Source organism: Paenibacillus sp. AN1007, assembly GCF_040702995.1.
In the GTDB taxonomy this organism is placed as follows: domain Bacteria; phylum Bacillota; class Bacilli; order Paenibacillales; family Paenibacillaceae; genus Paenibacillus.
The window spans coordinates 572,203-593,232 of record NZ_CP159992.1 but is presented as its reverse complement, the minus strand read 5'-3'; the positions used below and the strand labels follow the sequence as shown (position 1 = coordinate 593,232).

Sequence of the window (21,030 nt, the reverse complement as noted above, 5' to 3'; positions counted from 1 at the left end):
TATTTAGTTTATTTTGACCAAGTAATGTACTTTGTAGAAAACAAATATGCCCTTGCATTGGGGACAACCCTCCGCAAAAGGCACACTTGTTCATTTCACTGTTTTACCGAGTCATACGTTTCATCATGCCGCCATCATTATGGTTGCGATTCATTAAACCATCGTGGTTGCGATTCATGACGCCATCACCCAGGATACCGTCCCGGTGATGGGTATCGCCAGCGTTCGTCGGGAAAATGCGCTCTACCATCGACTGGAATGAATCGATCATGCCGCTGACCGGTTTGCCGCTGCGCAGATCCGCTGCATAGTTCTCAACCTGACCTACGAAATCCGGGTTAGCCGACACATATACGTTCTCCACATTTGGCGCAAACTGCTTGATTTTAGCTGAGATTTTGCCTTTGATCTCTTCAGGTGTATTATCATCTGAACTGTCCATCATACGCGGGCGTTCACTTCTTGTGCCATACTGAGTTTCGTTCATCGGACGGGCTTTGCCGCTATCCGTCAAGCCGCGCATCATACCGATTGTTCCCGTGCCCATCGTGCCGTAAAGGCCGCGGTCATTGCCCATATGGCTGCGGTCGGTTGCTGTACCCGTATTAAGCCCCGGAGCGATTCCGCTTGTACTGTATGGGGAATTCGTGCCCGATCCTCCATGAACGCGCATCCCGCCCATATCCTCATTCATCAAGCCACCACGCATTGTATCACTGGCATAATTACGCATGGTGCCATTTAGACGGCTGCTCGGTTGTCCTGCTGATTTACTGCCCAGCTTACCCGCATGTCCATTAGCCAGACGCACAGCAACATAGGCATTACGGTCCGTTAACATGACGTGAGCGGACTCGACTTCCTTCATTTCAGTAATGCGTTTTGCCAGTTCATCACTGGATCTCAGGTCTGTGACATTGTGCATCCGGTAACTTCTTGCACGAATGCCGTCCATGCCATTGGTTTCAACGCCGTATCGATTGATGCCATGTGCCTGTTCACGAACACTTTGCGTATGCATGTTATTGTCGCGATTTCCACAACCCGTCAAGCCGGCCATTACAAAAATTGCAGTAGATAATGATAACGTAATCGCTGTTGCCTTTTTGACTGTTGGCATGTAATGTTCATCCTCCAATGTGTTTGGTTTGGTTCACATAGATAGGATGCGCGTCTGCTGTAATCGATATGCTGAAAGGATATGGCACTTTGACTTACCAAATGGCCAGCTTTTACGATTTATGGAATTCGAATCAACGCTCTTTACCGGGCCAAAAAAACAGCAGTACTGCATTTATAGCAGCACTGCTGTTCTTGACTTACTTACTTACTTACTTACTTACTTACTTACTTTTCTACTTTCTTAGCTCTTGGAAGATGTCTGGGACGTTGAAGCTTTATCAGGTTTGGCTGTTTGGTCAGGCGCTCCGGATTTCGCGGATTCTGGAGACTTTGCAGATGCAGTGGAAGTTTTGAGCGTTTCCGCAAACTTTTCTGTTTCTTTCAGACTGGCTGCGTCCATCGCGTAAGCCCACCCTCCATCCGGGGTGATCACCCAGATGGTATCCGGCTCCGATGGAATGATCAGCAGTCGATACACCGTGGTCGTCTCCTGCCCGTTTACCTGCTGTTCAACAGACAGTGTGGAACGAGGGATAGCGCCTTTTAAATCGGACGCTTTGCGAACGTCTTCGGCAGTTGTGAGGTTTTTGATTTTATCAATAAGTGAGATTGCATCTTCTGCCTTAATCGACTTGCCATTTAACGTCCATGCGTGTTCGGATGCGGTATCTCCTTCTGATGAAGCCCTCAGCATCCAGCTCGCTGCTTCACCTTCCCATTCAAGAGTGTGAATAGCGGACTCATCCATATTGAACGGGGTGGTATCCAGCAATCCGTGACGTGTGAGAGCAATATTGGTCACAGCTTCATTATTTACAGCAACCACCGCTCCTGAATCAACCTGTACATAATGTGCATCACCTGCAGGAAGCTGGCTGCCGATGGCAAGTTTGATTTTCCGCCCGGTCTTCAACTGCATATCCAGACGTGTGGCCGTACTGCCTAAGCCGTATTTCTCCACATTCTTTGGCGACTCTTCAACTACCATTTCCTGATCGGCACTGCTCAGCGCATCGAGCCAGCTCCCTACGCTATATTGATTCAACGGATAGTCCTTCGGCGTAGACATATGCCATGCACCATCCTTTAATTCGACCGTCGACACAGCATCTGCTTCCGACTTGCCTCCAGCACCCTCATGCAGTGTGATCGCCTGAATATCCGCTGATGAAATATCGAGGAGCTTGGTCTTTAGCGCCTCTTCTTCCCGAAAATAATTCTGATTGGCGGCATACACCCAGCCTGCGATCAAGATAACAACGACCACAATCGTTGGTATTAATTTTTTCATACACGTCTGCGCCTCCACCATAAGATGACCCCGATAATCACAAAGACAAGCGGGAATGCCACAATGGCCGTGAAAAATATCGTTCTGGCCTGCTGACCATTCAGATAGGCGATTTCATAACCTGCCTGTATGCGCGGGCGTATGGTCAAACCGTCTTCTTTTTCACTCAAATAATTGACTGTATTCAGAATAAAGTCCCGATTGCCGCCACTCGCAATTTCCGAATCCTGCATGAAAATGGACGATCCCAGAATGACTGCTTTCGGTTTGCCATCCTTCGTATCTGCAGCATAGCCAAGATCAACAGGGCCTTGGATGTCTGCATCCTTGTCATTGTTCGTTTCATTCTGCAGCAGACCGTTAATATCCGTCTCTCCGTAACTATCATTGGAGGAATGCATGAGCGGGGATAACTTATATTTATCCTGCTCTTTGCTTGTCAGGGCAATCGACAAGGAGAGCATTGGATACAGCTTGCTTTGAGCAAGCTTGTCTGTGATCGCATGACTGCCATACTCTGGAACAACCCACAGCGGTCCCATGGTGCTGGCTTGTTTGTTATCCACCATAACAGCATGCTCATCCACCACGCCATAGTCTGCGATCAATGCATCGATATTTTTCCAGCTGGATTTCATATTTTCTGCAAAACCGAGGGATATTAACAGCTTACCTCCGCTGCTCATGTAAGCTCGCACCGCCTTAAGCTCTGCATCGCTCAGATCCCGTTGTGGCCCAATAATCGCAAGCACATCGGCATCTTCAGGAACCTTGCCAGCCTGGTTCAGCTGCAGCTCTTCGGTGGAGATATTATTCTGTTCCAGCGAAGATCGCAGCATGCCCATCTGACTCAGACTCAGCTCTTCGTGTCCAGTGAGGAACACCATTTTTTTTGTTTCTGTAGAAGACAGGTTCATCAGTGCCTGTGTCAATTTCTCTTCACCTGTAAACTGATAAGATCCATCATTCCCATCCCCGTTCGCCGTGAACAGGCTGGCCGTGTCGATGACTTTATGCCGGTCTCCCTGTTCCAATACAATCGAACTGCCTGTAATCCCGTATTTAGAGGCAAGCGCAGGTTCTTGCGTCAAGTTGTACTTTTTCATTTTGAGCTTGCTGCTGCGTTTGGTATATTCCTGAACCATATCTGACACTTCACGATTCAGGACGGTATTATTTGCATTTTCAACCGTTAATACAAGAATATTAACATCATCTTTTATATTTTTAATTGCTGTCAAGGACTGGTCTGATAACGTGTACTGCTTATTGGAGGTCAGATCGAGCTGGAAACCACCAAGTGAATTCAGAAACAGGGTCAGCAAAATAAAGATGCCAATCACCGCGACAGACAATACGGTACTGTTGGTATGACTTAACCACTTTTTCATCTTCTCACCTCCACCGCTTCCGTTCTACAATTTGAATGCTTAACAGTAGAAACACACCCGTAAGCGTGACGTAGTACAGAACATCCGGTCCGCTGAGTACACCTTTCGTAAAGCTGTCAAAGTGTTTCGTCAGTGCAAACGGATCAAGCCACTGCTGCAGAGCGGACCCCGTATTACCTGTAAATGAATTAAGCATCCACAAAATGAGAAGCATAATAAAACCCGCTACCGCGGATACCATCTGATGCTGGGATAATGTGGAGGCAAACAACCCGATTGCCATCATGCTGCCCCCTAGGAAGAACAAACCGAGCGCAGATAACCAGACAGACGTCAGATCCAGTTTCCCATAGAACGACATGATGAATGGATACACCAGACTGCACAAAATGAGCACGAGCAGTATGGCGAGTGAAGCTAAATATTTTCCAAAAACTATCTCGGTCACGCGTGTCGGCGAAGTAAGCAGCAGCTCATCCGTTCCCTGTCTGAATTCTTCTGCGACAAGACGCATCGTCAACAATGGCACCACAAAAAGCAGCATGGACAATGTATCTCCTAATACGAGGCGATAGTCCACAATGCTTGGCTGGTAATATACAAAGCTTGAATAGAACAGCAGACTGGTCATCAATACATACACAGCAAAAGCAAAATAAGAGGTTGGCGACAGGAAATAGGCCTGCAGCTCTTTGTTACAGATCGCCATCATTCGTCTCATCTGCTTCCCTCCCCTGAACCGGAATTTGAAGCTTGCTGCCGATCCGATAAGGCCTCTGACTCTGCAGCAGGTTCATCGTTGTTTTTCGCGGCTTCAAGGCTTGAATCAAGTGCTGTCTTCAAGTGATCTTCAGGCACAGCCGCTGCTTCCTCCGTTTGTACAGACTCCGATGTCGTCAACTTCAGGAAAATCTGTTCCAGACTGAGGTTCTCGCGTTTCATCTCCAGAATAGGCAGACCAGCACCCGACAATAGATAAAACAGCTCTTCCCTAAAATCTTCCGATGAATGCCCGGTAAGCTTGACTCGTACCATGGAAGGCGCATTGGAAGTGCCATTTTCCAGCGCATCTGATTCACTGGTCTCCAAATCCGAGGAAGACGAAGATAAAGACGAAGATAAAGAGGAAGATGATATGATTTCAGTTTTCGCCTTCTCCCAAGGTGCCAATACCTGCAGCAGCTGCTGCTCCGAGGCTTTCACTTCAAGAGAGACCTTGAAACGATCTCCCGTCGCAGTTCCCAGATCCTGCGGAGAACCGTCCAACACCAGCTTTCCCTGATTAATAATCAACATGCGATTACAAAGTGCACTTACCTCAGGCAGAATATGCGTGCTGAGCAGCACCGTATGATTTTCACCCAGTTCCCGAATCAAATCCCGAATTTCGATAATCTGGTTCGGATCAAGTCCTGACGTCGGTTCATCCAGAACCAGCAGATCGGGCTTATGTATAATCGCTCCTGCTAACCCCAACCGCTGCTTGTACCCTTTGGATAACCCGCGTACCAATTGTTTTTCCCTGCCCTGCAATCCCAGCCTGCTGATCATCTCACTGATTCGGAGTTTAACTTCTCGTACCGGGACATCGCGCAGATTCGCTACAAATTTGAGATACGACTGTACCGTCATATCCGGATAAAGCGGCGGTGTTTCCGGTAGATACCCGATTTTGGAACGAACGCTCCGCCCCTGATCATGCACGGATAAGCCATCGACCAGAACCGAGCCAGCAGTGGGATGCAGATAACCTGTAATCATGCGCATCGTTGTTGTTTTGCCAGCACCGTTGGGCCCCAAAAACCCGACGATCTCGCCTCGCTCCATGGTAAAGTCCAATTGGTGCACACCGCGCTGGTCTTCGTACACTTTGCTGACCTGTCTCACTTCGAGCACGTCCTTCATCCTTTCCCGTTAAAAATACCCGTGCAGTATGATGAATAACACAACACGGGAAGTTCTTTGTATGATACAGTGTGTATCCTAGCCTCAGCTTAATATCACTTAAAATATAGCTTAATTTTTTTTGTCCAAATTGTGAACATTTGATATTGCACCCACACCACAGCCTCGGGTTATACGTAACATAAAACACAGGAGAATGAGCTCCTGACCAAAAGTCAGAGGGTGAATCGTGTGAAAGTTTTATTTACGTTTTATGTTCCCAGCGGTGGTGTAGATACCCTGAACCGGCTGCGGACTGCTGTTCTGAAGCGTCATGGCATCGAAGCTCATTTATTGTATCTGAATACAGGCTCAGGTTTACAAAACAACACGGATACACGTATTTTTACCGCCTCCAGTGATCAGGATATTCATCACCTGATTCACAGTCAGCACTATGATGCCATTATTACCACTTCCGATATTGCCATGCCTGGTCGTTTGAGAGGCCTGGGTTACAAAGGACGAATTATTTTTGAAGCACAGGGTCTTGGTACGCGTGAACAGGCACTGGAAACTATACAGATGGCGGTTCCTTACCTTCAAGCCCACTGTGATGCGGCTGTACTGCCGCCAACCGATCATCTGCTGGATATGTTCATTCATATTTGTCCATGGCTTCATCGTTTTGTCATTCCGAACATGCTGGATACAGATACCTTTGCTCCACTCGCCGTTGACACTCCGCCTTATCCTGTGCTCGCATGGGTGGGACGTCTGGAGCATAACAAAAACTGGCGGGAATACCTTGAGATCGCCAGGAAAGTTATCCAGAAGAAACCGAAAGCCAGACTGTGGCTCTTCCACGACCCTACCCTCGCTAATCCGGAAGATGAGGTCATGTTCCGGCATATACTGACCGAGTATGGATTACAAGATCGCATCGGCATCTTTGTAAATGTTCCTCACTCGCAAATGCCAACATTTTATTCTATGGTCGCCGAGTCCGGGGGGATCATGCTGTCGACTTCTTTACTGGAAGGTTTCGGTTATGCTGTAGCCGAAGCCATCAGCTGCGGCTGTCCCGTACTCAGTACAGATTCGGATGGCGTACGTTCATTCATTACACATAATAAAACCGGAAAGTTCTATCCCATTGGCAATGTTCAAACTGCGGTAACCGAAGCCATGGATTTAATGAACAACAAAAAGCTGCGGGAGTATATTCGTATTCAAGGAAGACAGCATCTGAATCTGTCCTTTTCACCTGATCGATACGCAGCTTCTTTCAGAGAAATGATGACCGCTTTGAGGATTTTTCATTGATGGTGAATGACTCGAACTGAGGAAAATTTACATGGACATTTCGATGACAGAAGACAGAATAACGTGGAGAGCAGCTGTTTTCCCCGGAAAGAATGGGTAGGCAAAAGGCAGTCCAGAAAGCATACGCTTCCGAACTGCCCTTTATTTGCTGTATCTAGGCTGCTGCTATCTATTAATGCCCCATCATCATTGCCGGGTCAGGACTATCGCCTGTCTGCAATTCCTTTTCAGGCATACGCTTCGGTCTACGCAGAATCAGACTAAGCAGACAACCGAACAAAGCAATACACGCGGCGAGGAAAAACGTATCATTGAATCCACTCACCAGCCCGTGTACAATGTCTGCTTTCTCCGTACCCGTCGTGCTGCTGGTCACACGCGAGGTCAGAAATCCGGTGAGGCCAGCAACCGCGAACGAAACAACAACCTGCTGTGCTGCCGCAGTTAGCGGTGTCACACGTGCAACGAGTTTGCGAGGTGCCGCATTAAGCACATGCGTGTTTAGCGGCATCATGGACAAGCCCATACCAAACCCCATCATAAGCAGCGCCGTAATAATAAGGCCAAGCCCCGTCACTGCCGTAATGGAAGACAGAATAAACAAGGCCCCTGAAATGATTCCCAGACCTACAAAGGCCAGCGGTCTTGCTCCAATTTTGTCAAACAAGCGACCACCCAGCGGCATCGCAACCCCGGAAGCAAGTGCTTGAGGCAGCAGGATAAGTCCTGTCTCCAGTGCTGTATATCCTTTGATCTGCTGCAAGTACAGAGGGATCAGAATCATCGCGCCGAACAAAGCCACTTGGGATACCCACGCCAGAACAATACCTCTGGAAAAATCGGAGGAGGTAAATACCCGCAGCTCCAGCAGCGGATTTTGCTGACGAAGTTCTACGATGATAAACAGAATAAGCGCTGCTCCCCCTACAATAACGCCCGTCAGTGTTGTCGCAGATGTCCAGCTTGTGCCGCCTTCACTCACACCGTAAGCCAGCATGGAGAAGGCAATAGGGGCAAGGATCATGCCCAGCAGATCCAGTGCAGGTGTACGTCCGCGGTCTGTGTCTGGCAGGAACCGGATGCACAAAATAAATGCTGCGATACCGATCGGCAGATTAATCAGGAAAATCCAGTGCCAGCTGACCGACTCAATAAACCAGCCGGATAATACCGGACCAAGCGCGGGAGCGAGCAGCATCGGAATACCGAGCATCCCCATAATGGAACCTCTGCGCTCCGGTGGAGCCAAACGGAAAACCATAGCCATCCCGATTGGGGCTACCATGCCTCCGCCGAGCCCCTGAATGACACGAAATAAAATCAACTGCTCCGGTGATTGAGCGATTGAGCATAATACAGAGCCAAGAGTAAACATGGCAATAGTGAACAGAAATACTCTTTTTGCTCCGAAACGATCGGTCAGCCATCCTGCCAATGGAATTACTGCGGACAAGGCCAGCGTATACCCTGTAACCGTCCATTGAATGGTTTTTAGATCTGTTTCAAAATACTGTACAAGATTTGGAATCGCTACGTTAACTACCGTGCTGTCCAGAATAACCATAATCATGCCGACGATAATCGACAGCAGGGGCAGAATAATCGTTTTGATTGAAAATTCCTCTGTCTCCTGTGGTACTGATGTTTGTTGTTTCACGCATCCACTCTCTTTTCCGGCGTCTGCGGCTTCTGGAAGAACCGGCTAGCAGACTGCCTATACTTATGATTTTTTCAAACCATCGTTTTAAACCTTTGTTTTAAACTTTCGTTTTATACTGGTTTAATTTTAATCAAATTACCTTTGCTGTCAAGCTATTTTTAAAAGAACAAGTTTAGCAATAAAACGAAAAAAAGGACCAAGCTTCTCGCCTGCTCCTTTCCTTTAAGAACCTATTAATCAGCAAGTTTTGTCATCTGATGCTCTGACAGTATGCCAATCAACTGTCCTTCACCACCACGACAGTAGATTCGAATGACCAGATGATTGGGTATGGAGCTGTTACTTATGATTTTCAGCTCACAGATTTCACACGATACATTTAGATTATGAATAACATAACTGCTCACTTCCTGATGCGAGCCAGAACCGATATGAAATAGATTTCGATACAATTCTCCGTGAATCCCACCCACTCCAACGTATACATCAGTTCCTTCCCCGTCGCCGACATAAGCAATCTCCACATCCATGTATTTCACAGGAATAAATGTCTGAAGCAAATTTTCGTGGATCTGGATAATATATGCCGCCATCTCGTATCCCTCCTGTGGAGTTCAATTCTTCGATTTCCCCCTGTAGACAGAATATGCATTCCCTCGTCCATTGGCTTTTACAATCACCCAAATTTGAGGATTTGCAGTCAGTGCCCGACCTTACACCCCGCTTTTTTCATAGAATAACAGGATAGAAGTTCGGCCTGTGCTGGCCGTGACAAGGAGGTCGTTATGAGAGTTCTGCTCGTTACTTACTGGGAATTGACACATATGGGAGGCATCTGGACATATATCAAACAGCTCGCCGACAGACTTGCTGCCCTTGGTGTAGAAGTGGATATTATGGGAACGAACAGTGTCAGGAATGAAGTGTATGTCCGTAATCTCAATCGCTCCTTCTCAAAAAGTCTGGTATGGCCTATGCTGCAGGCCAAGCTGAATCCCACTGATTTGCCGCAATTCACAGCGGATTCCCTCCTGGCATATTACGAGCTGAACCGATACGCTTTCGAGATGGCCGCCGCCCATCTGGGGGTGGAGCAATATGATGTAATCCACGCACAGGACCCGGTTGCAGCTGTTGCTGTTAAACGCATCTTGAAGCGTAATATTCCGCTCGTTACGAGTTACCATGGAGCACTTGCTCGGGAAGCCTTCTATGATGCGCAAAATTCCAACCCTCAGCTGACATTGCCTGCTTATCTGCAATCCAAACGCGGACGTTATTTTCTCTCGCTGGAGCAGCGAAGTGCAGCGCAGTCTGAACTGATTCTGGTGTCCAGTCATTGGATTAAAAGCACGCTGACCGAACTCTCCGTGCCTGAGACCAAATTCAGGCAGATTCCGTACGCCGTTGACCTGCCCGCTTATCGCAGGGCTGCAGCTGCCAGGTTCCCCCATCGTCCGCCTGCAGGAAAGAAGGTCATCGCTTTTACAGGAAGACTCGAATACATCAAGGGTGTGCATGTACTAATCAAGGCACTTACCAGCCTGAAGAAGCAGCGTTCGGACTGGGTGTGCTGGATTGCCGGGGACGGGAACCTGCTGGACGAATTACGCGGTCAGGCTGCCGAAGCTGGCACTGCTGCAGATATCGTATTCTGGGGTAAGCTGGAGAACATTCCTTCCTTTCTGAAACATGCCGATATTTATGTGCAGCCAAGTCTTCAGGACACACAGCCCTTTTCCGTTACCGAGGCACAGCTTGCAGGTGTTCCCGTCATTGTCAGCGGCACAGCAGGCATGCCCGAAATGGTCGAACCCGGCCGTACCGGTTGGGTCGTGCCTCCACAGGATGCCGACTCCCTTAGCGAGCTGCTGCATGCACTGCTTCAGGATGACACCACCCGCAAAAAGGTGGGTGCAGCCGCCAAAGCCTGGGCTGAGCAGCACCGCTCTCTAGAGGAAATGGGCCTGCGAACACTGCATGTATATGAAGAAGCTATCTATAGAGGAGGTCTTTCCACATGACACTGCTTGTTCCAAGTGATCTGTACAATCGCTGGTTTACTGTTCCCGTCTCCACGCCTCACATTGAGGTGGATTACAAGACGATGAACGAACTAATGCAGAAACTGCCGAAAGGTTACGTATTCCCCGATCCGGCATCGATGGTTATTTTGAATGAAAAAGACTAGGTACTGATGAAAGAATGAACATCCTTTTTAGGGTGTGTCTTGAAACCCGCTGAAGTATATCTTTTACCCCCTTTTCGCCCCCTGCTGCTCACTTTCCCTTGACGTGCCCCGGCATGCCTGCGGTAAACTTCCTGGCTTGGAACGAACATTCAGCAAAAAAAATTGCGTTTTCAGACACCCCCTAGTAAATATTATGCTATAGTTTGAATAGCAGAAGTTTACATGAAAGGATGGATTTCCTTGAATCTCAAACGATTTATTGCCGCAGCATTTAGCGTATCAGTCGCAGTCATTACATTAGCTTTTTACGTTTCGGAGCATGCACGCAGTGATTCCTTTAATAATAATACCGTCCATGCTTCCGGAGAAGCTCAAACGTTATATCCAGTGAATGAGGCTGGCGAAACTTATGGTAAACCTGTAGATTCGATACATCCTCCCGACCTGATTATGGCACAAGGAACGGATGGCAAGTTAGGTTATGTACGCTCATCTGAGTTAATCGGCGATGACCCGGCCACACCTGAAGAAGCCGCTAAATATCAGTTAACACTCGACCCAAAAGGCCGGGTAATTCCCCTCTATGAACATGATGGCATAACTATTATAGGTGAGTTTAAGATCGGCAATCCTTAACATCTCATCATACAAGCGGGTATGGCACCACTTCACAGGCATTAGAAAGAAGCCGCAGATTATATCTGCAGCTTCTTTTCGAGGTGTTTAGTTATGTCTTGTGCGCAGCCGTTGACGCCGCTTTCTTAATCCGAGGCCAGCTTCGAATACATATACAAATCGTTAAACGTATCTTCTGCTCCTGATTCTGTTCCCGCTCTCTCGTAAGATCTCAGCGTTCCTTCACGCGTAAATCCAAGCTTCTCCAGAAGCTTGATGGAGTTTGCATTTCGAGGATCAACCTTTGCTTCGATCCGGTTTAATTCCAGCGTTGTGAAACCGTGCGTTAACATAGCAGTGACCGCTTCCGCCGCATACCCCTTACCCCAATAAGCTTTGGCAAGGTCATATCCGATCTCGGCTCTGGCTTGTTCAAAATCCAGGTAATTGAAACCGCAGGAACCCATAATCGCGCCAGACGACTTCTCGATAATCGAGAAGCGGATAGCCTGTTGATCCTTGGCGAGATCAGCCAGCATCTGAATCATCTCTACCGCTTGTTTTTCATCCTTAAAAGGAGAAATATTCATAAACCGGGCAACCTCCGGATCGGACCATACCTGAAACAGGCCGGCCGAATCGGCTTCCTTCATTGGACGCAAATACAGTCTTGTTGTGTGTAATTCGGTAATCAATACGTTAACCTCCATTAATTAATTATAATCGTCTGGTTATCCAATATTGATATCTGCGCATAGTTCAGTCCCTTCTATGTACAAGTTACCATCTAGTATACTAGAAATTGCCTATCTCCGCATGCACACCAAGTTCCTCCTTTCATTTCCTTTCCCCTCTCCTCCATGCCAGCCAAGTCTACCTTGATTATCTCAAAAAAGAAGAGCGTCCACCCTGCAGCATCTAACTGCTGCTTCCCAGATGTTCACCCTTCTGCACAATACTTTATCTATCGCCCTGCTTCTTTTAAATACAGACAAATCATCTGTTACTTCCAATACCCGCCAACCTGCTGCAGGTTAAGCAGAATCGGACGGTGTTTCTCCTGAACACGCTCCATCTCCGCGACCAGTTCCTTGAAGTGTCTTTTCGTTCCCATCGACTCGTGCAGGCGGTAACACATTAGAGGTTCATTGAAATAAAACAGCTCATACAGCGGAAACAGTCTCAGCCACATCTCATAATCATGTGTATACCGAAAATCCGTGTCAAATACTCCAAAACGCTCAAACGCCTCCATCTCCACCATTACCGTACATCCATTGATCGGACAGCCTTCCATCAGCACCTGAAGCACCTCCAGACGGCTTCCCACCTCAGGCTGCACCGTATCCAGCCATTCACCCTGTTCATTCACGTAATGATACGCACCATGGCAGAATGAAGCTTTGACATCAAGCATGAACTTCAGCTGTTTTTCCACCCGATTCAGCAGCATCACATCATCCGAGCTGAGCCAGACAAAAAAGTCACCCGTCGCATGTTTGATGCCTTCGTTAAGTGCCGTCGCTGTGCCGCCATTCTCTTTGCGAATGTAATGAATCTGATCCATAAACGGTTCCAGCCGCTCCACATGTTTGGTGGATCCATCGTCCACCACGATGACCTCAATATGAGGATATGTCTGGTGAAGCGCACTGTGCACCGCCTGCTCGATATATGGGCAGTTATAAAAAGGAATCACGATTGATACCTTCGGCTCCATCCGGGCATCCCCTTCCTCCGCGAATCTCTGATATAAAAAACTGCATCTCCTCCAGTATATGAAGGTTTCAAGCAGCGGTAGCGGGCATTCGCGGTGAGGTCAACGTACATTTTGTAACCTGTCGCAGAATCGCCGCACTCCCCTCCGCGTCAAGAGATTCACATGCAGTCCGGTTCTCCAACCTTTATTTCCCTTGCAAAAGGGCCGCGCCAAACAGGCCGCTAATCAGCACGCACGTGCGGCTTCATAACGGCCTATTCGCTAACCGCCAAGTGCAGCAATACGATGCTGCAGCGGTTCGCGATATCTCGACCAGACCATGGACGCTTCTCTGCCGATCACGTCCGCATGACGTATCGAGCCCATCCCCCCATGCCAGCGATAGGCTGTAAGCGGCTCATTCAGGTACGGAAAGCGATGACCATTAAGCAGGATTCGCAGCCAGAGATCCAGATCATGTGTATAAGGCAGCAGCTCATCAAACAGCCCTACGCCGCTGAACAAATCCTTGCGAATCATAACCGTGCATCCATTCACCGGATTTCCGCCATTGAACCGGCGCAGACAGTCCAGTTCAGACATCGGTTCAGGTCCGCCATGCATTTTGGTCACCGCTGCATGTTCATTGATATAATGAAAATTCGTGTGGGAGACCAGCACATTTTCACGCTGCATGAATTCAAGCTGATAACGAATTTTATCAGGATAAAAGAAATCATCCGAGCTCAGCCAGGCCACATAATCCCCGGAGGCATGCCGAATGCCGTGATTCAGTGCAGAAGCAGTGCCGCCGTTGCTTTTGCCAAGCACATTGATCTGCGGCAGATAAGGCTGGAGCAAATCCTCATGCCTTGTGGAACCGTCGTTAACAACAATAATCTCCACTTCGGCATAGGTCTGGTTCAGCGCGCTCTGAATCGCCATCGGCACATAAGGGCAGTTATAGAACGGAATCACAATGGATACGCGCGGATTCATCCAGTCGTCCTCCCTTGCTGGGTACGAACATCCGCCAAAATATCCCGGAGCGATGTCTCAAATGGAATCTGCGGTGACCAGCCCAGATTGCGCAGCGCAGATAATCTCTCCTGTTTGCCCGCCCCGTCAGGCCCGGATGAAGCTCCATCCCAGCGAACCTTTACCTCGGCTTCTGTCATGGATAAGAGCAGATCGGCGATCTCGCCAAGGCTCCGCTCCACCCCGGATACGACCGGATAGACCGTGCCGCTGGTGCCCTGCAGCAGCAGCATTGCGTATGCTCGAACGGCATCCCGTACATCCAGAAAGTCACGTGTATTATCCCGTCCGGACAATCGGAACGCTTCCGTTATGCCCTTCTGCTCACAAGCAGCCACATGACGTGCAAGCAGGGAACAGATGCCGGTGGATGGACCGGCACCAATCAGATTGCCCGGTTCGGCCAGTATGATCTGCTGACCAAACAGGGACATCCATGACAGGGTTACCATCTCTTCCAGCGCCTTGCTCAAGCTGTACGGATGCGGTGGCTGAGGTATTTGTCCGGGCTCCGGTGTATATTTGAGTCTTGATCCAACAATTACCGTCCGGGCATCGGGACAGCTGCGGAGTGCATCCAGCAGATACAGCACTGCCATGACGTTTGTTTCGAGTACAAGCAGCGGATCGTCCCAGGAATCCGGCACCGAATTTTTGCCGGCAAGATGAAGCACATAATCCGGCTGTATCTCGGTAATCAATTCCCGCACTTGATGCTTATCATTGAGGTCACAGACATGTACACTTACGTTTTCGGCAAAAGTAAAAACACCCTGCCGCCGGACGACAGCTGCAACGTCCGCCCCGGCGCCTTGAAAATATGTTACCGCATGGCGCCCGGTAAAACCGGAGGCGCCTGTAACCAGTACCTTTTTGCCCGTCAGCTCTGCTCCATCCATAATGCCAGCTCCTTCAGCATAGTTGAATAGTCCGGCAGGTCTGTCTTCACATCCTCGCGGGTGGATATCAGCGTTCGATCCTGCACCATACTGTCATCGGGTACAATCTTCACATCCTGCTTGTTCCAGACCTGCTGGAACAGGACAAGCAGGTCATGTTTGCTCACCGGAACAGGATGAGCAAGATGGATCAGACCACTGACCGGCGAATCCAGATAATGGTCTACCCATTTGGCAAGCTCAAGCGTCGTTACGCCATTCCAGAAGACACGGGTGTACCCTCCCACTTCGCCTGTGCTGGACATGAACCACTGCATCAGACCGATGCCGCCTTTCCGGATCTCAGGGCCAATAATGGAAGTCCGAATGGTCAGATGACCTTCATCCTGCACTTCACCTAGTGCTTTCGTAATCGCGTAGGAGGACGTTCCGTCCGTGACATCATCCTCCCGGTAGGCACCCCGATCTCCGCTGAATACACAATCGGTACTGATATGGATCAGACGTGCACCGATGGAATCGGCCATCCGCCGCAGCCGATGCGGCAGAAAACCGTTAATATGATATGCGCCAATTTTATCCTCATCCGCGAAGCTGTTCAGCACCCCAACCGCATTAATGATGACGTCCGGGTGCACCGCTTCTACAAGCCTGTCGACCATGAAGCTGTCATTCACATCCAGGATCAAACCATTCGGGTCAGCAGCGTCCCGGGTGGTGTAGAAGACGCTGTGCACGCCTTGACGGCGGAAGTAGTCGACCAGGATATGGCCCGCCATTCCGTTTCCCCCAAGAATCAGCAGTTTCATGACAGAAACCCTCCGCGTTTCAGAATTTCACGAATCTCTTCTTTGGTCATCAGCTGATGTTCGGAACTAAAGCTGCTGTACGGCACGGGCGGGCAGTTGGTGTAGTGCTCTCGCAATCCAGGAATGCCGAGCGTAGGCAGAATCACCAGATACTGCTCGTCGTAAACAACCGTAGTCATGCTCTCGAATTCACTCATGAGTATTTCATGAATCTTCTCGCCGGGACGAACGCCGCGTTCTACGATGGCGACATTTTCCACACCGGAATCTTCAATCAGCACCTCGGCAAGATCGACAATTTTGCACGTGGGCATCGTCATGACAAAGATTTCTCCGCCAACGCTTTCCACCGAAGCTTTGAACAGCAGTGTAATTGCGTCCTTCAGTGTGAGGAAGAACCGGGTCATGCCCATATCTGTAATGGATACCTGACCTTTTTGGCGAATCTGGTTTTTGAACAGATGCACAACACTCCCGTTAGTGCCCAGTACATTGCCGCCTCGCACCGTGACAAACTTCGTATCACTGTGCAGCAGGTTGGCATAAACAATCAATTTCTCACCGATGGCTTTGGTCATTCCGTAGAAGTTCGACGGATTGGCCGCTTTGTCAGTCGATATATAGATTACTTTTTTCACCTTGTTCTCAATCGCCGCTTCAATGACATTCTGTGTACCGATGACGTTTGTTTTGAGCGCTTCATACGGCTGGTCTTCACATACCGGTACATGCTTGAGTGCGGCCAGATGAAAAACATAATCTACATGCTGGCAGGCCGCCGTCAGAGCGTCTTTGTCACGAATATCACCAATGCGGAAATGAAGGCGCGGATCTTCAAAGTCACGGCTCATAGCTACCTGGCTGGACTCGTTGCGGGAGTACACAATAATTTCTTTCGGCTGCCGGGGCAGCAGTTGAGCGACAAGCTCATACCCCCATGATCCCGTACCGCCAGTCACGAGTATACGCTTATTTTCAAACATGCATTTTCCCTCCAAGCAGAAATTTAACCACTTTACTGGACACATCTTCCGCCTTGTAACCCTGCGGACAATCCCAGTCATTCGGCAGCTTTATCATTACGTTCACACAATCCGCAATTCGTGCTGCGTCCAGGCCGGAAACCACATTACTGCCGCAGTCCACCGTTTCCGGGCGCTCTGTCGTACGACGCATCGTCACGGTAGGCACACCCATGATGCAGCACTCTTCCTGAACCGTTCCGCTGTCCGTCAGCGCACAACGTGCATGACGCTCCAGCATGACAAAGTCGAAAAATCCAAACGGCTCGTGGAATTCCACCAGCGGATGCATCTCCAGCTGCAGATGCTCGGCAATCCGAATCGCCGTTCGCGGATGAATGCTGCATATGACGCGCTGTCCATGCTCCTCTGCGACCTGATTCAACCCTTTCATAATCTCCAGCAGATGTGGAGGGTGATCCACATTTTCAGCCCGATGTGCGGTAACCAGAAAATACTGTCCGGGTTTCAGCTTGAGCTTTTTCAGAATTTTACTGGCATTAACCTGCCCGCTGTAATGCTGCATTACCTCGTAGATCGGATTGCCTGTAAGCACAATACGGCGGCTGGGCACCCCTTCACTGACCAGATGCTTCTTGCTCTGTTCGGTATAAGGCATATTTATGGTGGAGATGGAATCAATGACGCGGCGGTTTTTCTCCTCGGGCACATCCAGATCGAAGCAGCGATTGCCAGCCTCCATATGAATGACAGGAATCCCCATGCGTTCAGCAAGTACAGCACACAAGGCACTGTTCGTGTCCCCGAGCAGAAGCAGTTTGTCTGGTTTCTCCTGCAGGATCAAGTCTTCCATCTGCGTAAACATGGCGGACAGCTGCCTCCCCAATGAGGCGGCTTCATCTTGAAGAACGTAGTCCGGGGCACGCAGACCCATTTCCTTGAAAAAAAGACCGCTAAGACTTTCTGTGAAGTTCTGTCCCGTGTGTACCAGAATATGTTTGGACGCATACTGGTCCAGCTTGGAAATGATCAGGCTGAGTCGAATAATCTCAGGTCTCGTACCCAGCACCGTCATGATCTTCATCGTCATCCCTGCCTTCTATTTCGTGTATTCAGGACCTATATTTCGTGTATTCAGGACCATTTCTGTCACGTACTTAGACCCCATCTTTTGCTGTGTATCAGGAACACGTCTTTGGACGTGTGTTGGAGTCTTTCTCTTATCGTGCATTGAAGTTCCTGTTTCTCATCGTACAGTGGAACCTTTGCGTGCCGTGCGGCTGCGTTTCCTGCTTCGGGAGAGACGTCTGCGCACTGACGATTTGGAGGAAGCTGCGTGCCGTTTTTTCACTTTGCGGCCTGTGCGGCTTCGCTTACCTGTTCGGGCAGTTCGTTTCAGCTCTTTCAACCGGCGAGAAGCAGGAACGCCTCTCCTGCGGCGGCGTTTTGTTATACGCCTTCCCGGTTGAATTAACCTCTCTGCCTCACGAGGTTTAACGGCTCCCTCATCATACGGAGTCACGCTTACTGGCGGAAGCACCGAACGGGGGAGGAGCTGCACAATGTTTTCTGGAAATAGAAGTGTCCGAATAAGGGCAGGATCGGGAGTCAATACGGTGCGCAGTCCTCCTTCTCCCCATGTGAACACGGGGCCGCTTGGAGGCTGAATATACGTGAACCATCCGGGGAAACGCAGCAGCCACTGTGTGACCATCGTATGCAGTTTCGCTCGGTAGGTTTCGACTCCGTACAGCTTTTCCGCTTCTGTCCGGTTGCGCCACCCGGTATCGGAGGCAAGTTCCGAATCATCCAGCAGCGTCACAGCCAGCTTAACCAGTGCATCGCTATCCCCTGGAGGAGCAAGAAATGCACCGCTGCCTACGGATTCCATCAATTCACTGAGACCACCCTGATTGAATGCGATGACCGGTTTGGCAAAATACAGTCCCTCCAGCGCAGTCATGCCAAATCCTTCTTTTACCATGCTCGGGATCACAACGATATCCATCGCCGTGTATGCCAGAGACACATTCTCCTCAAACGTGGTAAACCTGAAACGAGCTGCATACCCCGAACGTTTCACACGGGATACGCATTCGTCGTAATACTTTTTGTCCGACGGTGCGCCAATGATCCAGAATCGGCAGCGCGAATGAGTCTCACACAGCTGCAGCGCCATATCTACAAAGGGTTTTAAGCCTTTGGCATCATATATAAAGGAAGAAATGTAACCGATACAGGTGTGCGAGGGCTTATAGCCAAGCTCCTTGCGTTTTCGCTCACGCAGATGGAGCCAGCGGTCAGGAGCAGGCAGGGAAGGCTCCCACGTCGGAGAGATGATCGTTACTCTGTCACCCATACCTGCCTGTTTGAAGGGCGCCGCAGCCGCCTCGGAAATTCCAATAATCCAGTCCGCATAACGTCCAATCATCTGGATCGCTTCGGCGGTGTGTTCATTCGTATGAATAATCTCGGTAATTTTCCAGATAACCGGAATCCCCAAAGACTTTGCTGCTGCAGCAGGCATTACATTAACGCAGGTATTCGTCAAGATCATATCCGGCTGGTGACTTCGGATTAGGGAGACTGCATCCTGAAATGCAGGCGTATGCCGCAAATGTTCTGCATCCTGCGCGATTCCCTGATAAGGTGTGTACACACCGTGCAGCATCGGCAGATGACATATGTGAACGTGTATGCCAAATCTCCGTGCGAGTCCGGTCAGCTTGCCTTCCTGCGGAGCCACGAGTACACAATCAAAGATTGCACCAATTTCTCTCATAAAATGAAGCAGCAGCTTCTCCGCTCCCGTGATACTGCGAGTGTTGCACACATGGGAAAACAACATCAGCTTTGGTTTCATTGCCATGGCCGCACACATACCCTGTATGCAGCAGACGAACGGATACAGGGCACTGTGCACACCTCCTCCTGGCCGAGATTAAGGGAATATAATACTTAACATTTCATTGATTCTTCTTCCATACGTGTGATCTTTCAACGTCCGTTCAAGTCCTCGCAGGGCAATCTCGCGCCGTTCCTTCTCGTGTGCGAGGTAATATTCCACCTTCTCCAGCATCTCCTGCGGCGAAGAATATGTCTCGATCTCGACACCCGGTTTGTAGAAACGGGCCAGATCATCGCGTGCATCGGTCAGCTGCAGCGTTGTACTGGCTGCAATCTCAAACGTTCTCGGGTTCGGTGAGGCTGGGGGGATTTTGATCTGATTATTGTTGACCGAATCATCCTCATGGGAACGATGCAGATTGATAACAATCTTGGTGCCGTTGTATACGTCATTGGTCTCTTGCGGACTCATCCAGCGGCCGAGTTCGATCTTCTCGCCGTACGCCGTATAGTCAGGCAGACGATCCCACCAGATACCGTTGAAGACGGTATTGTGCGACATAAGCTGCGGCATGATCGGGTTGAAGAAGTACACGCGGTTCCAATATGCCGAGCCGATAAAGCTGACATCCCGTTTCAGCGGAGAAGGGGTTGTGATCGGGAAGTAGTGGTTGGTAAAAGCAGCGAAGGGCATATAATGCACGGACGCGCAGCCATGCTGACGATACAGTTCGACACAATTCAGCTCCAGTGTGAATACATGGTCAAAATGACTCACCATCTCCAGCGTCATGTCGGTATAATACGGATCGTCCGTAAGCCAGATCGCTGTCTGGATTCCCGCCTGGCGTATGGCGTCAATGTGCTCGATGGGGATATCCATACCATCCAGCACAAGCACCAGATCAGGACGTGTTTCCAGCGCGACTTGGGATACCGGCTGGCGTGGATCAGACAGCGTCACGTGTGCGACCATGCCCTGGAGCGTTGCCATTATCGCTTCGTCCAGCGGAGAGTAAGGGAAGCCTTTACCTGAAGAAACATACAGCACGTGAAGCTGCCGGAAAGGCAGCGGCTCCTGTGCACAATTCACAATATAGTTAGCACGGCCGCGCAGATATCCTTCTTCTTTCCCTGCGTCATATCCGGCCCGCTGCCCATTTTTACGTGCCTGATCTGCCAGGCTGAGTACAGGTAGTTGAACCTTTCTAGTTTTACGGTGTTTGAGAGACATACCGCCACTCCTTTTTATTTGGGATAACGTGCTTTCTGATG

The 21,030-nt window shown here is 49.5% G+C and carries 20 protein-coding genes; 4 read left to right on the top strand and 16 right to left on the bottom strand.

Annotated features, from left to right (window positions below):
- Positions 1 to 103: 103 nt before the first annotated feature.
- From ABXS70_RS02665 to ABXS70_RS02645, 5 genes are all read right to left on the bottom strand, one after another.
- Entirely contained in the window at positions 104 to 1,120 is a 1,017-nt protein-coding gene (locus ABXS70_RS02665; RefSeq protein WP_342552586.1) for a YhcN/YlaJ family sporulation lipoprotein, read from the bottom strand.
- 243 nt (positions 1,121 to 1,363) lie between these two features.
- A complete protein-coding gene (locus tag ABXS70_RS02660) occupies positions 1,364 to 2,413 on the bottom strand; it encodes a DUF4340 domain-containing protein (protein WP_366293663.1) in 1,050 nt (349 codons plus the stop codon).
- Complete coding sequence (locus ABXS70_RS02655; protein WP_366293660.1) at positions 2,410 to 3,804, bottom strand: GldG family protein; 1,395 nt, start codon at positions 3,802 to 3,804, stop codon at positions 2,410 to 2,412. Before ABXS70_RS02655 ends, ABXS70_RS02660 begins: the two co-directional genes overlap by 4 nt.
- 4 nt (positions 3,805 to 3,808) lie before the next feature.
- Positions 3,809 to 4,525, bottom strand: a complete 717-nt coding sequence (locus tag ABXS70_RS02650; RefSeq protein ID WP_342552589.1) for an ABC transporter permease subunit — start codon at positions 4,523 to 4,525, stop codon at positions 3,809 to 3,811.
- Entirely contained in the window at positions 4,522 to 5,700 is a 1,179-nt protein-coding gene (locus ABXS70_RS02645) for an ATP-binding cassette domain-containing protein (protein WP_342552590.1), read from the bottom strand. The genes ABXS70_RS02650 and ABXS70_RS02645 overlap by 4 nt, the downstream gene beginning before the upstream one ends.
- Before the next feature lie 240 nt (positions 5,701 to 5,940).
- Between ABXS70_RS02645 and ABXS70_RS02640 the strand changes: the two genes are divergently transcribed.
- Positions 5,941 to 7,014, top strand: a complete 1,074-nt coding sequence (locus tag ABXS70_RS02640) for a glycosyltransferase family 4 protein (protein WP_366293655.1) — start codon at positions 5,941 to 5,943, stop codon at positions 7,012 to 7,014.
- A 172-nt stretch (positions 7,015 to 7,186) separates the two neighbouring features.
- Here ABXS70_RS02640 and ABXS70_RS02635 read toward each other — a convergent pair whose 3' ends face one another.
- Both ABXS70_RS02635 and ABXS70_RS02630 read right to left on the bottom strand, forming a co-directional pair.
- Entirely contained in the window at positions 7,187 to 8,671 is a 1,485-nt protein-coding gene (locus tag ABXS70_RS02635) for a DHA2 family efflux MFS transporter permease subunit (RefSeq protein ID WP_342552592.1), read from the bottom strand.
- Between the two features lie 236 nt (positions 8,672 to 8,907).
- Positions 8,908 to 9,267 (bottom strand): hypothetical protein, encoded by a 360-nt coding sequence (locus ABXS70_RS02630; RefSeq protein WP_342552593.1) that lies wholly within the window; start codon positions 9,265 to 9,267, stop codon positions 8,908 to 8,910.
- A 192-nt stretch (positions 9,268 to 9,459) separates the two neighbouring features.
- Here ABXS70_RS02630 and ABXS70_RS02625 point away from each other — a divergent pair, with 192 nt between their 5' ends.
- The 3 genes from ABXS70_RS02625 (at position 9,460) to ABXS70_RS02615 (ending at position 11,501) form a co-directional block, all read left to right on the top strand.
- Positions 9,460 to 10,698, top strand: coding sequence for a glycosyltransferase family 4 protein (locus tag ABXS70_RS02625; protein WP_342552594.1), 1,239 nt, complete (start codon positions 9,460 to 9,462; stop codon positions 10,696 to 10,698).
- Positions 10,695 to 10,865: a hypothetical protein gene (locus tag ABXS70_RS02620; RefSeq protein ID WP_342552595.1), complete on the top strand. Its 171-nt coding sequence runs from the start codon at positions 10,695 to 10,697 to the stop codon at positions 10,863 to 10,865. The genes ABXS70_RS02625 and ABXS70_RS02620 overlap by 4 nt, the downstream gene beginning before the upstream one ends.
- A 222-nt stretch (positions 10,866 to 11,087) precedes the next feature.
- Complete coding sequence (locus tag ABXS70_RS02615; RefSeq protein ID WP_342552596.1) at positions 11,088 to 11,501, top strand: hypothetical protein; 414 nt, start codon at positions 11,088 to 11,090, stop codon at positions 11,499 to 11,501.
- Positions 11,502 to 11,626: 125 nt separating this feature from the next.
- Here the strand turns inward: ABXS70_RS02615 and ABXS70_RS02610 are convergent, their stop codons facing one another.
- The 9 genes from ABXS70_RS02610 to ABXS70_RS02570 form a co-directional block, all read right to left on the bottom strand.
- Positions 11,627 to 12,175: a GNAT family N-acetyltransferase gene (locus ABXS70_RS02610; protein ID WP_342552597.1), complete on the bottom strand. Its 549-nt coding sequence runs from the start codon at positions 12,173 to 12,175 to the stop codon at positions 11,627 to 11,629.
- Positions 12,176 to 12,483: 308 nt separating this feature from the next.
- Positions 12,484 to 13,200, bottom strand: coding sequence for a glycosyltransferase (locus tag ABXS70_RS02605; RefSeq protein ID WP_342552598.1), 717 nt, complete (start codon positions 13,198 to 13,200; stop codon positions 12,484 to 12,486).
- Positions 13,201 to 13,461: 261 nt separating this feature from the next.
- Complete coding sequence (locus ABXS70_RS02600; protein ID WP_366293648.1) at positions 13,462 to 14,178, bottom strand: glycosyltransferase; 717 nt, start codon at positions 14,176 to 14,178, stop codon at positions 13,462 to 13,464.
- A complete protein-coding gene (locus ABXS70_RS02595) occupies positions 14,175 to 15,116 on the bottom strand; it encodes an NAD-dependent epimerase/dehydratase family protein (protein ID WP_342552600.1) in 942 nt (313 codons plus the stop codon). The genes ABXS70_RS02600 and ABXS70_RS02595 overlap by 4 nt, the downstream gene beginning before the upstream one ends.
- Positions 15,098 to 15,925: an SDR family oxidoreductase gene (locus tag ABXS70_RS02590; protein WP_342552601.1), complete on the bottom strand. Its 828-nt coding sequence runs from the start codon at positions 15,923 to 15,925 to the stop codon at positions 15,098 to 15,100. Before ABXS70_RS02590 ends, ABXS70_RS02595 begins: the two co-directional genes overlap by 19 nt.
- Entirely contained in the window at positions 15,922 to 16,908 is a 987-nt protein-coding gene (locus ABXS70_RS02585) for a polysaccharide biosynthesis protein (RefSeq protein WP_342552602.1), read from the bottom strand. The genes ABXS70_RS02590 and ABXS70_RS02585 overlap by 4 nt, the downstream gene beginning before the upstream one ends.
- Positions 16,901 to 17,992, bottom strand: a complete 1,092-nt coding sequence (wecB, locus tag ABXS70_RS02580) for a UDP-N-acetylglucosamine 2-epimerase (non-hydrolyzing) (RefSeq protein WP_366296511.1) — start codon at positions 17,990 to 17,992, stop codon at positions 16,901 to 16,903. The genes ABXS70_RS02585 and wecB overlap by 8 nt, the downstream gene beginning before the upstream one ends.
- Positions 17,993 to 18,154: 162 nt before the next feature.
- A complete protein-coding gene (locus ABXS70_RS02575) occupies positions 18,155 to 19,777 on the bottom strand; it encodes a glycosyltransferase family 4 protein (RefSeq protein ID WP_342552603.1) in 1,623 nt (540 codons plus the stop codon).
- 72 nt (positions 19,778 to 19,849) lie between these two features.
- On the bottom strand, positions 19,850 to 20,989 hold the full coding sequence (locus ABXS70_RS02570; protein WP_342552604.1) for a glycosyltransferase: 1,140 nt from the start codon (positions 20,987 to 20,989) through the stop codon (positions 19,850 to 19,852).
- Positions 20,990 to 21,030 lie beyond the last annotated feature (41 nt).